This is a genomic window from Sphaerisporangium sp. NPDC049002 (genome assembly GCF_040649355.1).
Taxonomy (GTDB): domain Bacteria; phylum Actinomycetota; class Actinomycetes; order Streptosporangiales; family Streptosporangiaceae; genus Sphaerisporangium.
In genome coordinates, this window is the sequence record NZ_JBEZFH010000165.1 from 3,034 (window position 1) to 17,592 (window position 14,559).

A 14,559-nucleotide genomic window follows, 5' to 3' on the forward strand; every position below is an offset into this window, starting at 1 on the left:
CGTCCCCGTTCCAGTCACCCACGATCGGGATCTGCGGGCTGCTGCCGTAATAGATCACCGGACGCGTCGCGACACTGGAATCCAGACTGTCCGACAAGTAGTACTCCAGCACCCCCAGACCGCCGCCGCCCGCGAAGGCCGCGAGGTCGCTCAGCGTGCCGTTGAAGACCGTGGGCGAGCCGGGGAGGCTGCTGGAGGACCCGGCGTACTGCCAGGCTGTGAACCGCGACCACCCCGCGGGCAACGCGCCCGGAGAGCCGCTGTAGTTGGACGTCTCGAGGGCGTTGGCCGAGAACGACCCGTTGCCGCCCGTGCACTGGTTCCACCAGTTGGGGTTGGTGTATATCGCCGCGTCCCTGCCGGTGCGCGACTTCACCTCGTTCACGAAGTCGCGGATCCAGGTCACCATCTGGCTGCTGGACAGCCCGTAGCACGGATACATCGGAGCGGCCGTGGTCCACCAGGGCCACTCGATGTCGAGCTGCAGGGGAAGGGTCTTGCCGTCGTTGACGTACTGCGCGTGGTCCACCAGGTAGTCGGCCTGAGCTTTGCCCGTGCCCACGCCCTTGTCGGGACGGCCGAACGCGTACGCCCCGATGTACACGCCGTTGTTCTTGGCGCCGTGGTAGTTCGCGTTGAATTGCGGGTCGACGAAGTCGAGGCCCTCGGTGGCTTTCGCCCAGCCGAACTTCACGCCCTTGGCCGCGACGTCACCCCAGTTGATCGTGCCGTCGTGGTTGGAGACGTCGGTGCCGGCCACGGAGTAGCCCGCCGGAGCCGCGCTCGCCGGCACGGCGCCGGCGACGATCATGGCGCCGAGGGCGGCGATCGCGGTCACCACGCGCACGAGCGTCCTGCGTGCTCGTGTGGCCGGGGATCGGCCTGACGCGGCCAGGGCTACAGGCTCGTCGACGAGGCGGGACGGCTGGTTCTTGCGGGGGTCCATAAGGGGGGTGCCTCTCTGTGCTCCTCGTGGCCGGGGACGGTTCGTCCCGGCTGAGGACACGCTCACCCCGCGTGCTTCAACTTCACTCCTATTTCGCTACAACCGCGCCCGCACCGGCATGGAGCCGCCGCGGCGAGGACAGACCGGTCTCAACGCTCCGACGGAGCGCCTCGCGTCTTGACCGTCGCGACGCTCTTGGAGGTGTCCGGCTGGAAGCGCTCGACCACGTCGGTGTAGTGGTCGGCGGCGTCCACCACATGGCCGACGGCCATCGTGAGGTCGCCGACGTGCGTCACGGCCTGCAGGCGCATGGTGCGCGGCTTGGCGGAGGTCGCACCGCGGACGACCCGCCACCCGGAACTCCCGCCGCGGAGCAGGTACGCCGCACTCGCGTGCTCGGGGTCGAATCCGGACACCCAGTAGTGGCCCTTGCCGTCCCCGGTGACCCCGTACAGCTCGGCGTACCGGCCGGGCACCGAGGCCCGGCTCCAGCGCTTGCCGTTCCACGTGAGGATCAGCGGCGCGATCTTCCCTCCGTCGTGGTAGACGCCTCCCACGGCGACCGCCTTCTTCGGCCCGTCCATGTAGACGTCGCGGAGGAACCCTCCCTGGATGGAGGGCACCGTCACCGGCTTCCACGTGTTCCCGGACAGGCGCATGATCAGGGGCCCCGTCGCGCCGTCCCCGACCGCCAGCCCGTCGCCCTTGCGCGTCAGCGCGACGCCGTACAGGGTGCCCTTCACCTTGCTTTCGACCGCCGTCCAGCCCTTGGCGGTGGAGGTGGCGACGAGCGCGAACCGCTCCTGCTCGACGCCGCGGACCTCGTCGCGGACCTTCTTCGTCCGGCTGCCCACGGCGACCATGCGGCCGGGGACGGCGGCGACGCCTCCGAGGTAGTCGCCCGAGCCGAGCTGCGGCACGCTGACCCGGTCGAACGCCGAGCCGTCACCGCGCACGACGTACGGCAGGCCGTCGTGGCCGTCGCCGACCGCCCAGATCTCGCCGGGCGAGGCCGCCGCGACCGACCGCAGGTGACCGGCGCTCGAGGCGTCGTTGCGGATGCCCATCTCGGTCCAGGCGCCGCCGTCCCAGTGGGTGAGCACGCTGCGGTTCTGCCAGGCCTCCCAGACGTCCTCCTGCCCGACCGCCCAGATGTTCGACTTGGACAGTCCCACCACGTCCGACAGGGATCCGTCGGTCTGCAGCCGTGCCGTCGCCGACTCCTGGAGCAGGCCCGCCGAGCCGCGCGCGGCGGCACTTGGACGAGGCGGGTCGGCATGGGCGTGCGCTGCGGTCGTGGCGTGGATGAGGGCACTGGTCAGCACGACGGTCAGCATCACGCACAACGGCAGAGCACGCCGCGACAAGCGGCGGGACATGTCCAAATCGTACGTGTCCTGCCATCCCGCGCGTGGCACGTCCCCCAGTGTTGACCAAACGGTCACCTGAACCCAGCGCGGCCGTCGACCGGCCGTCGACGGCCCAGGGACGGCCTCAGCCCGCCAGGAGCTCGGCCACCACGGGCAGGTGGTCGGTGGCCGCCTGAAGGTCGGCGGCGGCGGCGTCCACCCCGCCGCAGGACAGGACCGAGAGCCCGGCGGCGGCGAAGACCACGTCCAGGCGCCTTCCCGGCGCCCTCGCCGTGAACGTGAGACCGTCGCCCCGGGGCGCGAGCGGGTAGCAGTCGGCGAGGCGCCGGGCGAAGTAGCCGAAGGCGGCCCCGCCGGCCTGCTCGTTGACGTCCCCCGCCAGCACGATGGGAGCCGCGAAGCGCTCCGCGACCCCCTCCACGAGGTCCATGATCTCGATCGCGTGGCACAGCCGGGCGCCGGGGACCAGATCCAGGTGGACGGACGCGACGGTGATCCTGGCGCCCTCGCACTCGGCCACCGCGATGGCGACCCCGCGCCGCTCCAGCCCCATGAACGGCCGCAGCAGGTGGCCCTCCGCGTGGATCACCCGGGTGCCGGGCGCGGCCAGCACCGCGACGCCGCCCCAGCGCCGCCCGGCGACGACCCGCAGGCCCGACGACCGGGCCAGCTCGGCGCGCCTGCTCCGCCAGCGGAGCAGGCGCGGGGCCTCCTGGACGCACAGCACGTCCGGCGCCATGGCCCTGATGACCCGCGCCAGCGCGGCGTTGTCGTCGTACATCGACCGCACGTTGTAGGTGCCGACGCGGATCACCATGGAGCTTCAGCGCCCGTTCCCGGTCTCGGGCCGCTCGTCAGGGGTGCCTGGCGAGATCGGCCGCGCCCACCAGGCCGGCGGCCGGTCCGAGCTCGGCCGGGCGGATGTCGGCGTGCGGCCGGTGCTCGCGGGCGGTCAGCGCGCGCAGGAAGGACGTGCGCGCCTGGTCGATCCACAGGTCGGCGGCCCGGGAGACCCCCCCGCCCAGGATGAAACAGCCCGGGTCGAGCACGGCGGCGAGGTCGGCCATGCCGTGGCCGAGCCACTCGGCGATGCTCGTGAAGGCGGCCAGGGCCGCGGCGTCGCCCTCGCGGGCGGCCTCGGTGACGTGCTCGCCCTCGATGTCGGACACCGAGCCTCCGGCGAGCTCCAGCATGCGGCCGGCGCGGTCGGGCTCGGCGGCGGCGATCACCCTGGCCTCGTGGACCAGGGCGTTGCCGCTGGCGTACTGCTCCCAGCATCCGAGGTTGCCGCATCCGCACAGGCGCCCGCCGGGGACCACCTGCATGTGGCCCATCTCGGCGCCCATGCCCCACCGGCCCCGGTACAGCGAGCCGCCGAAGACCAGGCCGCCGCCGATGCCCGTGCCGACGGTCACGCACACGACGTGGCTCTCGCCGCGCCCGGCCCCGAAGCGGTATTCGCCCCAGGCCATCGCGTTGGCGTCGTTCTCGACCACGACGGGAAGGTTGACCCGCTCGGCGACCTTCTTCTGCAGGGGTTCCTCACGCCAGGCGAGGTTCGGGGCGAACCGGACGATCGACCGCGTCTCATCGACGAACCCGGCGGCGCCCAGCCCGACGGCCTCGACGTCGTGGCGGCTCGCGAGATCGAGCACCGCCTCGGCGATCGTGTCCGCCACCTTGTCGGGGCTGTCCGCGGGCGTGGGCCGCAGGAGGTTCTCCACGATGTGGCCGTCCTCGTCCACGACCCCGGCGGCGATCTTCGTACCACCGATGTCAACGCCGATCGTCAGCGCCATTTCTCATCCCTTCCCCCCGAGAATCCGCCCGGCTCTCAGCCCAGGTCGATGTGCTCTACTCGGGTGTCCGTGTCGCCGGGGCGCCTCGGCGTGGCGGGGCGCGACATGGCGTCGACCGCCTGGCGGAACGCGGCGAAAAGCTCGCCGCCCGCGGTGATGAGATGGTCGGCGACGTCGCCGCCGGCGTCGCGCCGCGCGGCCTTCAGCCTGCAGACGGGGCAGGCCCGGCAGATGTACTCGTCGTCGTCATGCCCGGCCACCGCCTCGCTCCACACGTCTCCGGCTTCGCGTCTCGCGCCGCCGAAGGCCTGCCCGAGCCCCTGCCCGAGGCCGCTCACGCCGCCCTTGACGATGCCCTTGCCGAGCTCGCGCCCCGCTCGCTGCTGCAGCGAGTCGAAGAGCTTCCGCGCCTCGCCGGTGATCGAGCTCAGGGGGTCGGGACGGTCGTCCTGGGCGCGCGGTTCGTCGCGCCGCCCCGGCCGCTCGTCACCGGCCGCCGCGCGCCGATCGTGTTCTCTCAGCCACTCGTCGCGGCTGACGCCCCGCTGGGCGTCGCGCCGGTCACCGGCCCCGCCGGTGGCCTCGCGCCGGTCTTCCCGCCCGTTGCCGGGCTGGGCGCCGTCGGTGTCGTTCGTTTCGGTCATCAGGCCCCTCCTGCCTCGAACCGTACCCGGAGGCGGCCGTCGCGGAGCGCCGCGTCGCGAACCGATCTGCGGGCGAGCGCGGCGGGCAGCGCGAGGACCCTGCGGTACGAGCCCGCGGTGACGATCAGCTCGTCGCCCTTCCTCGCCAGGTCGACCTCGCTCTTGTCCGCGAGCGGCAGGGCGAGGGTCAGCTCGTGGACCTCTCCCTCGGACCGGATGGTCAGCGGGGCCTCGCCGGTGGGCGGCGCGAACGGGTCGGCCGTGCCGTACAGCTCCTCCGCCAGCGCGGCCAGGGCCTCGGGCCCGACCGGCTCGGCGGGGAGGTAGGGCACCCTGTGGACGGGCAGCGGCGCGAAGGACTCCCCGACCGCCGCCAGGTGCCTCGACTGGGCCTCGACCCAGCCGCGCCGCCACTCGTCGGAACCGCCGCCGGGGAACACCCGGTTGGCGACGACGGCGTCGACGCGGTAGCCGTACAGGCTCAGGGAGGTGAAGGTGCGGCGGGCCTCGGCCACCACGACCGCCTCGGGGGTGAGCACGAGCCGCACGGAGGCGTTGTCGCCGGTCAGAAGCTCACGCACACCCATGAGCCCGGCGTGCAGTCGCTCGCCCGCGCTCACCACGCCGTCCTCGGGGACGCTGAGGCGGGCGACGTGGCGGATCACCGGGGCCAGCGCCCGCATCAGCTTGCGCCCGGCAGGCAGCAGGCGGCTGACGTGCCAGTCGAGGGCCTCGGGGAGGGCGAGCAGGCGGAGCGTCTCGGCGGTCGGGGCGCAGTCGACCACGACGACGTCCCACCGGCCGGTGCGCACCTGCTCGCGCAGCTCCAGCAGGGCGATGACCTCCTCGGCGCCCGGCAGCACCGTGAGCTCCTCGGAGGTGACCTCGTCGAGGCCCAGCTCGGCCAGCAGGCCTCTGGCGTACTCCTGGAGGTCGCCCCAGTGGCGCTCCAGCGCGCGCTGGGTGTCGACCTGCTGGAGGTAGAGGCCGGGAGCCGCCTCGGCGGGCTCGCCGGAGCCGGGGACGCCGAGGGCGTCGGCGAGGGAGTGGGCGGTGTCGGTGGAGACCACGAGCGTCTTGAGCCCACGGCGGGCGGCGAGCGTGGCGGTGGCCGCGGCGACGGTGGTCTTGCCCACTCCCCCCTTGCCGGTGAAGAGCAGGATCCTCGGGGTCCCGGCGCTCATCGGCCCTCGACGCGCTTCTTGAGACCCTTGAGCGCGGTGTCGACGATGACCTTCTCGGCCTTGCGCTTGATCATGCCGATCATGGGGACCTTGAGGTCCACGGCCAGCTCGTAGGTCACCTCGGTGCGCCCGCCCGTGCCCGCGAGGCGGTAGCTGCCGGTGAGCGCGGAGACCATCTTGCCGGGCTCGGCGATGTCCCAGTCGACGGCCTCGTCGCCGCGCCAGCGGTAGGCCAGCGTGTACTCGTCGCTGATCACCCCGGCGTCGAGGGCGAACCGCACGGTCGCCGGGCGCCCGTCGTCGCCCACGGACAGGACCTCCGCGGACCTCACCTGACCGGCCCACTCGGGGTAGGTGGCGAAGTCGGCGATGACCGCCGTGATGGCCGACGGGTCGGCGCCGATCGTGATGCTGGACGTGGTGCGATCAGCCATGGGCTTACCGTACTCGTTCACCGTTGCCGAGCGAACGTCCGCGCGGCCGATCGGCGAAGTCGCGTGGGCTCAGAGGTCGAGGGCGAAGGGGCTGCCCCGGCCACGGAAATGGCCGACGTTGACGCATTCGGTGCGGCCGATGCGGGTGCGCGCGGCCAGCGGCTGGTGTACGTGGCCGAACAGGGCGTAGCGGGGCTGGGTGGCCTTGATCGCCTCCAGCGTCGCCTGGCTCCCCCGCTCGAACCGCCGCGCCACCACGTCGTACAGCAGGCCGGGGACGGCGGGCGGGATGTGGCAGCACAGCACGTCGACGGCGCCGACCGCCTCCACCTTGCGGGCGAACTCCTCGTCGTCGACCTCGTTGGGGGTGCGGTAGCGGGTGCGCAGGCCGCCTCCCACGAACCCGAAGGTGAGCCCGCCGATCTCGGCGGTCTGGCCGTCGAGCACGTGGTGGCCGTCCCTGAGGTAGTCGCCCCACAGGCCGGGCAGGTCGACGTTGCCGTAGGTGAGGTAGGCGGGCGTGGGCATGGCGGCGAAGATGCGCCCGTACTGCTCGCGGACGGCCCGTTCGATGTGCTCGCGCGGCTCGCCGCCGAGCGAGGACCACAGCGCGGCGGACATGCTCCGCGCCTCCTCGAAGCGGCCGGCCGTGCGCAGCCCGATGAACTCCGCCGCCCGCTCCTCGCCGAACAGCTCGCCGAAGATGCCCTGCGAATGGTCGTGGTAGTCGACGAAGAGGATCAGGTCACCCAGGCAGATGAGCACGTCGGCGCCCTCTCCCGCACGGGAGAGGGCGTCCGCGCGCCCGTGGACGTCACTGATGACATGGACCCGCATGACGGACATCGTAATACCCGCCGCATACCCAACCTAGCGCTTGCCTGTCAAGAGGCGACACGCCCCGGCCCGGGCGCGCCGTCCCGCCGGACGGCCCTGATAGCGTGAACCGGCGCCTGTGAACGGTGAGTGACGGACTATCCCCGCGTAACACGACGCGATAGCGTCCAGGAAGCCTTCGGTGAGAGAAGGCCTTCCTGCGTGCACCCAGAGGAGTGACCGTGCGCGAGTACAGCGTTCCCGTGCTGGTGGACGTACCGGCATCCGCCAACTGCGCCGACACCGTGTTCAGGCGCGGCGACCAGGAGCCCGGCGCCGTGGTGATCAGCGTCAAGTCCGGCGACGCCTGGACGCCGGTCACCGCCGCCGAGTTCCGCGACCAGGTCGCCGGCGTGGCCAGGGGCCTGATCGACGCGGGCGTCGAGCCGGGCGACCGGGTGGCGCTCATGTCGCGCACCCGCTACGAGTGGACGGTCGCCGACTACGCCATCTGGGCGGCGGGCGCGGTGGGCGTCCCCATCTACGAGACCTCCTCGGCCGACCAGGTGAGCTGGATCGTCTCCGACAGCGGCGCGAAGTGCGTGATCGTCGAGACCGAGTCCCACGAGCGGACGGTGAGGCAGGCGATCGCCGACGCCGAGGGCACCGCGGTCTGGCGCATCGAGGGCGGCGGGTTCGCCGAGCTGACCGCGCGCGGCGCCGGCGTGCCCGAGGAGACGCTCAAGGAGCGCCGCCTCTCGCGCGGCGGCCCCGACCTCGCCACGATCATCTACACCTCGGGCACGACGGGCCGTCCCAAGGGCTGCCGCCTCACCCACGACAACCTGCTGTTCACCGCGCAAAACGTCGCCAGGGGGCCGCTGGAGGCGCTCTTCGAGGTCGACGGCCGGGCCGCGCTGCTGTTCCTGCCGCTGGCCCACAGCTTCGCCCGCCTCATCGAGATCGTCCTGATCGAGACCGGCACCGTCCTCGCGCACACCCCCAACATGAAGAACGTCGCCCCCGACCTCCAGGCGTTCAAACCGACGTTCCTGCTCGGCGTGCCGCGCGTGTTCGAGAAGGTCTACAACGCCGCCGAGCAGAAGGCCTCCGCCGGAGGAGGGCTCAAGAGCAAGATCTTCCACCGCGCGGTGGACACCGCGATCGCGTGGAGCCGCGCCGAGGGCTCCGGCGGCGCCGGGCTCGGCCTGCGGCTCAGGCGCGCCCTGTTCGACAAGCTCGTGTACGCCAAGCTGCGCGCGGCCACCGGCGGCCGGCTCAACGCGGCCGTCTCCGGTGGCTCGGCCCTCGGCGAGCGGCTCGGTGACTTCTTCAGGGGCGCGGGCATCGAGGTCTACGAGGGCTGGGGGCTGACAGAGACCTCCGCCCCCTCGACCGTGAACATCCCCGGCGCCAACAAGATCGGCACCGTCGGCAAGCCGCTCCCCGGAGTGACGATCGGCGTCGCCGACGACGGCGAGGTGCTGGTCAAGGGCCGCCACGTCTTCGACGGCTACTGGAACAACGAGCAGGCCACCGCGGAGGCCGTCGACGCCGCCGGCTGGTTCCACACCGGCGACGTCGGCGAGCTCGACAAGGACGGCTACCTGCGGATCACCGGCAGGAAGAAGGAGCTCATCGTCACCGCCGCGGGCAAGAACGTCGCGCCCGCGCCCCTGGAGGACCGCATCCGCGCCCACCCCCTGGTCAGCCAGGCCATGGTGGTCGGCGACGACCGGCCGTTCGTCGCGGCCATGGTCACGCTGGACCCCGAGGCCCTCGACCAGTGGAAGGACGCCAACGGCAGGTCCGGCGCCTCGCTCGCCGAGCTCACCTCCGACCCGGCCGTGGTCGCCGCCGTCCAGGCCGCCGTGGACGACGCGAACACGCAGGTCTCCAAGGCCGAGCAGGTGAAGAAGTTCGTCATCCTGGAGACCGACTTCACCGAGGAGAGCGGCCACCTCACCCCGTCGCTGAAGGTCAAGCGCAACCTGGTCGCCCGCGACTTCGCCAAGGACATCGACGCACTCTACGGCTGAACTCCGTACGGCGTGGTCGCGGCGTGACGCCGGGCTGATCCGCCTCGCGCCGGCCGCCGGCAGGTTCGCTCCGGCTGTCGTCGCTCCTGGGCACCCGTCTATACGATGGCTTGGCGAGATGTTGGCGCGGATCCCAAAAGGGTGGACATGGTTGAGAGCGTAAGCACGAAGCGCGGCCGCTCGACCCGGAGCGCGGGCGGGCCCGAGGTCGACCTGCGGCAGCTGCTGGCGGGGCTCACCGCGGTCCGTGACGGGGACTTCGGCACCCGCCTGCCCGAGGACGGCGACGGGCTCTACAAGGAGATCGCGACCGTCTTCAACGGCATGGTCGACCAGCTCTCGCTGTTCACCTCCGAGGTGACCCGCGTGGCCCGCGAGGTCGGCACCGAGGGCCAGCTCGGCGGCCAGGCCGAGGTGCCCGGCGTCTCCGGCACCTGGAAGGACCTCACCGACTCGGTGAACGCCATGGCGGGCAACCTCACCGACCAGGTCCGCAGCATCGCCCAGGTCACCACGGCGGTCGCCAAGGGCGACCTGTCCCAGAAGATCACCGTCTCGGCGCGCGGCGAGATCCTGGAGCTCAAGAACACCATCAACACGATGGTCGACCAGCTCTCCTCCTTCGCCGACGAGGTCACCCGCGTCGCCCGCGAGGTCGGCACCGACGGGCGGCTGGGCGGCCAGGCGCAGGTCACCGAGGTCGCGGGCACCTGGCGCGACCTGACCGACTCGGTGAACTCCATGGCCGGCAACCTCACCGACCAGGTCCGTAACATCTCGCAGGTCGCCACGGCCGTCGCGCGCGGCGACCTGTCCCAGAAGATCACCGTCTCGGCGCGCGGCGAGATCCTGGAGCTCAAGAACACGCTCAACACGATGGTCGACCAGCTCTCCTCCTTCGCCGACGAGGTCACCCGCGTCGCGCGCGAGGTCGGCACCGAGGGCCGCCTCGGCGGCCAGGCCGACGTGAAGGGCGTCTCCGGCACCTGGAAAGCGCTCACCGAGTCGGTGAACGTCATGGCCGACAACCTCACGGCCCAGGTCCGCAGCATCGCCGAGGTCACCACGGCGGTCGCCAAGGGCGACCTGTCGCAGAAGATCCGGGTGGACGCGCGCGGTGAGATCCTGGAGCTGAAGGAGACCATCAACACGATGGTCGACCAGCTCTCGGCGTTCGCCGACGAGGTCACCCGCGTCGCGCGCGAGGTCGGCACCGAGGGCAACCTGGGCGGCCAGGCGACCGTACGGGGCGTGTCGGGCACCTGGAAGGACCTCACCGACAACGTCAACGTCATGGGCTCCAACCTGACCAGCCAGGTGCGGTCGATCGCCCAGGTGGCGACCGCGGTGGCCAGGGGCGACCTCTCCCAGAAGATCACGGTCGAGGCCAAGGGCGAGGTGGCCGCGCTGGCGCAGACGATCAACACGATGGTCGAGACGCTGAGCGCCTTCGCCGACGAGGTCACCCGCGTGGCCCGCGAGGTCGGCACCGAGGGCCAGCTCGGCGGCCAGGCCCGCGTGCCGAACGTCGCCGGCACCTGGAAGGACCTCACCGACAACGTCAACTCCATGGCGAACAACCTCACCAGCCAGGTCCGCAACATCGCCCAGGTCACCACGGCCGTCGCCCAGGGCGACCTGACCAAGAAGATCGACGTCGACGCCCGGGGCGAGATCCTGGAGCTGAAGACCACGATCAACACCATGGTCGACCAGCTCTCCTCGTTCGCGGCCGAGGTCACCCGCGTCGCCCGCGAGGTCGGCAGCGAGGGCAGGCTCGGCGGCCAGGCGGAGGTCGAGGGCGTCTCCGGCACCTGGAAGCGGCTCACCGAGAACGTCAACGAACTGGCGGGCAACCTCACCCGGCAGGTGCGCGCCATCGCCGAGGTGACCAGCGCGGTGACCTCAGGCGACCTCACGCGCTCGATCACCGTCGACGCCTCCGGCGAGGTGGCCGAGCTCAAGGACAACATCAACTCCATGGTGAAGTCGCTCAGGGAGACCACGAGGGCGAACCAGGAGCAAGACTGGCTGAAGACCAACCTGGCCCGCATCTCCGGGCTCATGCAGGGCCACCGCGACCTCGCCGTCGTCGCCGAGCTGGTCATGAACGAGCTGGCGCCCCTGGTCTCCGCCCAGCACGGCACCTTCCTGCTCGCCGAGGAGACCCCGAGCGCCACCGAGCTGCTGGTGGTCGGCAGCTACGGCCACCAGGAGGTGTCCCGCCGCTACGCCCTCGGCGACTCGCTGGTCGGCCAGGCCGCGCTGGCCAAGCGCACCATCCTGGTCGAGGACGTCCCCCCGGGGTACCTCACGATCTCCTCCAGCCTCGGCCAGGCGGGCCCGGTCAACCTGATCGTGCTCCCCGTCGTGGTGGAGGACCAGGTCCTCGGCGTCATCGAGCTGGCCAGCCTCAACAGGTTCACGCAGACCCACCGTGACTTCCTGGAGCAGCTCGTCGAGACCATCGGCGTCAACGTCAACACGATCGTCGCCAACGCCCGCACCGACGCCCTGCTGACCGAGTCGCAGCGCCTCGCGACCGAGCTGCAGGTCGGCCAGGAGGAGCTCCAGCGGTCCAACGCCGAGCTGGAGGAGAAGGCCGAGCTGCTGGCCCAGCAGAACCGCGACATCGAGACCAAGAACAGCGAGATCGAGCAGGCCCGCCAGGAGCTGGAGGACCGCGCCCAGCAGCTCGCGCTCGCCTCGAAGTACAAGAGCGAGTTCCTGGCCAACATGAGCCACGAGCTGCGCACCCCGCTCAACTCGCTGCTGATCCTGGCCCAGCTCCTCGCGCAGAACCCCGCTCGCAACCTCACCGCCAAGCAGGTGGAGTACGCCAACGTCATCCACTCGGCGGGCACCGACCTGCTCCAGCTCATCAACGACATCCTCGACCTGTCCAAGATCGAGGCCGGCAAGATGGACCTCACCCTGGAGCCGTTCCACATCCGCCAGCTCCTCGACTACGTCGAGGCGACGTTCCGGCCGCTGACCACCGAGAAGGGGCTGCGGTTCGACGTCAGGGTCGGCTCCGACGTCCCGACCCAGCTCCTGATGGACGAGCAGCGGCTCCGCCAGGTGCTGCGCAACCTGCTGTCCAACGCGGTGAAGTTCACCGAGGCGGGCTCGGTCCAGCTCCACGTCGAGCGGGCCGGCGAGATGGACCTTCCGGCCGGTCCGAGGCAGCAGGCCCTCGCCTTCCACGTCGTGGACACCGGCATCGGCATCGCCGAGGAGAACCTCTCGCAGATCTTCGACGCCTTCCAGCAGGCCGACGGCACCACGAGCCGCAAGTACGGCGGCACCGGCCTCGGCCTGTCCATCAGCCGCGAGATCGCCACGCTGTTCAACGGCGAGATCCGCGCGGTGAGCACCCTCGGCGAGGGCAGCACCTTCAGCCTCTACCTGCCGATGACCCACTTCTCCGAGGACCCCGCCCCTGCGGCCGTCCCGGCGACGCGCTACGGCGCCCATCACTTCGACGCGGCTCCCTCCGAGGCGGTGGAGCCGCCGGTGCCCGCCTCGGCGGAGCCGGGCGGCGATGAGGAGGGCCGCCGCCTGCTCGTCGTGGAGTCCAGGCCGAACGGGCTGCTGTCCCTGCTGGCGCAGAGCGTCGTGAGCGACCTGTCCGAGACCCACGGGCCCGTGCGGGTGACCACCGCCAGCGACCCCGAGAGCGCGCTCGCCGCGCTGGCCCGCGACGGCTACCACTGCATCGTGCTCGACCTCGGCATGCCCCACGACGCGGCGGCGGAGTTCCTGCGCAGGCTCGACGAGGACGTCGCCCTGCGCTCGCTGCCCGTGCTCGCCCACCACACCCGCAAGCTCACCCGCCCCCAGGAGAACCTGCTGCAGGGCCGCTCGCGCACCCAGCCGCTGGAGCGCCTGCCCAGCCTCGACGAGCTGCGCGAGCGCATCACGCTCCACCTGTCGGCGAAGGGGCCGGGGGACGTCCTGCCCCTGGTCCAGGCGAGCCCCGACGAGGTGGCGCGCGCCGTCGAGAAGGTCGACAGCGGCCTCCTCGGCCGCAAGGTGCTGGTGATCGACGACGACGTGCGCAACGTCTTCGCGCTGACCAACATCCTTGAGCTCCACGGCATGCAGGTGCTCTACGCCGAGAACGGCCGCAAGGGCATCGAGGTGCTCATGCGCAACGACGACGTCGACCTCGTGCTGATGGACATCATGATGCCCGAGATGGATGGGTACGCCGCGACGGCCGCGATCCGCGAGATGCCGCGCTTCGCCAACCTGCCGATCATCGCGGTCACCGCCAAGGCCATGCACGGCGACCGCGAGAAGACCCTCTCCTCGGGGGCCAGCGACTACGTCACCAAGCCCGTGGACGCCGAGGAGCTCATCGACCGCATGCAGCGCTGGCTGGAGCTGTGAGACCCGCGCCGGGCCGGTGACCGGCCAAGCCGAGCGGTCGGCTGAGAGGTCATCCGAGGCCCTCGGCCGAGCCGGCGCCGGTGAGGCCGGGGTCGGCCAGCACCTCGGCGAACCGCTCGGCCACCAGGTCCCAGCGCCATTCCCGCTCGATCCACGCCCGGCCCCGCTCGCCCATCTCGCGGGCGCGGACCGGGTCCTTCAGCAGGGCCGTCAGGGCCGACGCCACGGCCGCCGGATCCTCGCCGTCCACCACCACGCCCGTCTCGCCCTCGCGGACCGCGTCGGGCGCGCCGCCCGAGGCCCCCGCCACGACCGGCAGCCCGGTCGCCGACGCCTCCAGGTACACGATGCCGAGGCCCTCCACGTCGAGTCCTCCCAGCCTCGTGCGGCACGGCATGGCGAACACGTCTCCGGCGTCGTAGTAGGCGGGCAGGCGGTTCCACGGCACCGACCCCGTCACGATGACCGAGTCGCTCAGCCCGCCCGAGCTGATCGCCTGTTCGAGGGCGGCGCGTGACGGCCCGCCGCCGACCAGCAGCAGCACGGCGTCCGGCGCCTCTGCGAGCACCGCCGGCCAGCAGCGTACGAGCGTGTCCTGCCCCTTGCGCGGGACCAGGCGCGAGACGCACACCACGACGGGCCGGTCGCCGATCCCCAGCGACGCCCGCACCTCCGCGCCGCCCGCTCCCCGGTGGAAGACCCCGGTGTCCACGCCGGGCGCGAGCCGTACGAGCCTCTCGGGCGGCATCACCCGCGCCAGCCTCTCGCGGGTGTAGTCGCCGAGGTAGGTGATCACGTCCGCGTGCGCGCCGATCCTCGCGAGCAGGCCCCGTGCGACGGGCACACCCGCCCAGGCGGCCTCGTGGCCGTGGGTCAGCATGACCACCCGCCGCGCCCCCGCCGCGCGCATCGCGGGCGCCAGGATGCCGAGC

General features: G+C 71.9%; 11 protein-coding genes. 2 read left to right on the forward strand and 9 right to left on the reverse strand.

Features of this window, described 5'->3' with window-relative positions; genetic code table 11:
- The 8 genes from AB0B89_RS26735 to AB0B89_RS26770 form a co-directional block, all read right to left on the reverse strand.
- The coding region (locus tag AB0B89_RS26735) for a GH25 family lysozyme (RefSeq protein WP_358558337.1) at positions 1–946 on the reverse strand (946 nt) is incomplete at its 3' end.
- 149 nt (positions 947–1,095) lie between these two features.
- The gene (locus AB0B89_RS26740) at positions 1,096–2,325 is read right to left on the reverse strand and encodes a hypothetical protein (RefSeq protein ID WP_358558339.1); all 1,230 of its coding nucleotides are present in this window, start codon (positions 2,323–2,325) and stop codon (positions 1,096–1,098) included.
- Positions 2,326–2,440: 115 nt separating this feature from the next.
- On the reverse strand, positions 2,441–3,133 hold the full coding sequence (locus AB0B89_RS26745) for an endonuclease/exonuclease/phosphatase family protein (protein ID WP_358558341.1): 693 nt from the start codon (positions 3,131–3,133) through the stop codon (positions 2,441–2,443).
- A 37-nt stretch (positions 3,134–3,170) separates the two neighbouring features.
- The gene (locus AB0B89_RS26750; protein WP_358558343.1) at positions 3,171–4,115 is read right to left on the reverse strand and encodes an ROK family glucokinase; all 945 of its coding nucleotides are present in this window, start codon (positions 4,113–4,115) and stop codon (positions 3,171–3,173) included.
- Between the two features lie 35 nt (positions 4,116–4,150).
- Positions 4,151–4,759 carry a hypothetical protein gene (locus tag AB0B89_RS26755; RefSeq protein ID WP_358558345.1) on the reverse strand — a complete coding sequence of 203 codons (609 nt, stop codon included), beginning with the start codon at positions 4,757–4,759 and terminating at the stop codon, positions 4,151–4,153.
- Positions 4,759–5,943, reverse strand: coding sequence for an ArsA family ATPase (locus tag AB0B89_RS26760; protein WP_358558347.1), 1,185 nt, complete (start codon positions 5,941–5,943; stop codon positions 4,759–4,761). The genes AB0B89_RS26755 and AB0B89_RS26760 overlap by 1 nt, the downstream gene beginning before the upstream one ends.
- Positions 5,940–6,377, reverse strand: coding sequence for an SRPBCC family protein (locus AB0B89_RS26765; protein WP_358558349.1), 438 nt, complete (start codon positions 6,375–6,377; stop codon positions 5,940–5,942). Before AB0B89_RS26765 ends, AB0B89_RS26760 begins: the two co-directional genes overlap by 4 nt.
- Before the next feature lie 69 nt (positions 6,378–6,446).
- The gene (locus AB0B89_RS26770; RefSeq protein ID WP_358558351.1) at positions 6,447–7,214 is read right to left on the reverse strand and encodes a metallophosphoesterase; all 768 of its coding nucleotides are present in this window, start codon (positions 7,212–7,214) and stop codon (positions 6,447–6,449) included.
- Between the two features lie 221 nt (positions 7,215–7,435).
- Here AB0B89_RS26770 and AB0B89_RS26775 point away from each other — a divergent pair, with 221 nt between their 5' ends.
- Together AB0B89_RS26775 and AB0B89_RS26780 are read left to right on the forward strand one after the other, a co-directional pair.
- Positions 7,436–9,232, forward strand: coding sequence for a long-chain fatty acid--CoA ligase (locus AB0B89_RS26775; RefSeq protein WP_358558353.1), 1,797 nt, complete (start codon positions 7,436–7,438; stop codon positions 9,230–9,232).
- Positions 9,233–9,379: 147 nt separating this feature from the next.
- The gene (locus AB0B89_RS26780) at positions 9,380–13,627 is read left to right on the forward strand and encodes a HAMP domain-containing protein (protein ID WP_358558355.1); all 4,248 of its coding nucleotides are present in this window, start codon (positions 9,380–9,382) and stop codon (positions 13,625–13,627) included.
- A gap of 49 nt (positions 13,628–13,676) precedes the next feature.
- Here AB0B89_RS26780 and AB0B89_RS26785 read toward each other — a convergent pair.
- Positions 13,677–14,559, reverse strand: an 883-nt coding sequence (locus AB0B89_RS26785; RefSeq protein ID WP_358558357.1) for a glycosyltransferase family 4 protein, incomplete at its 5' end; no start/stop codon positions are given.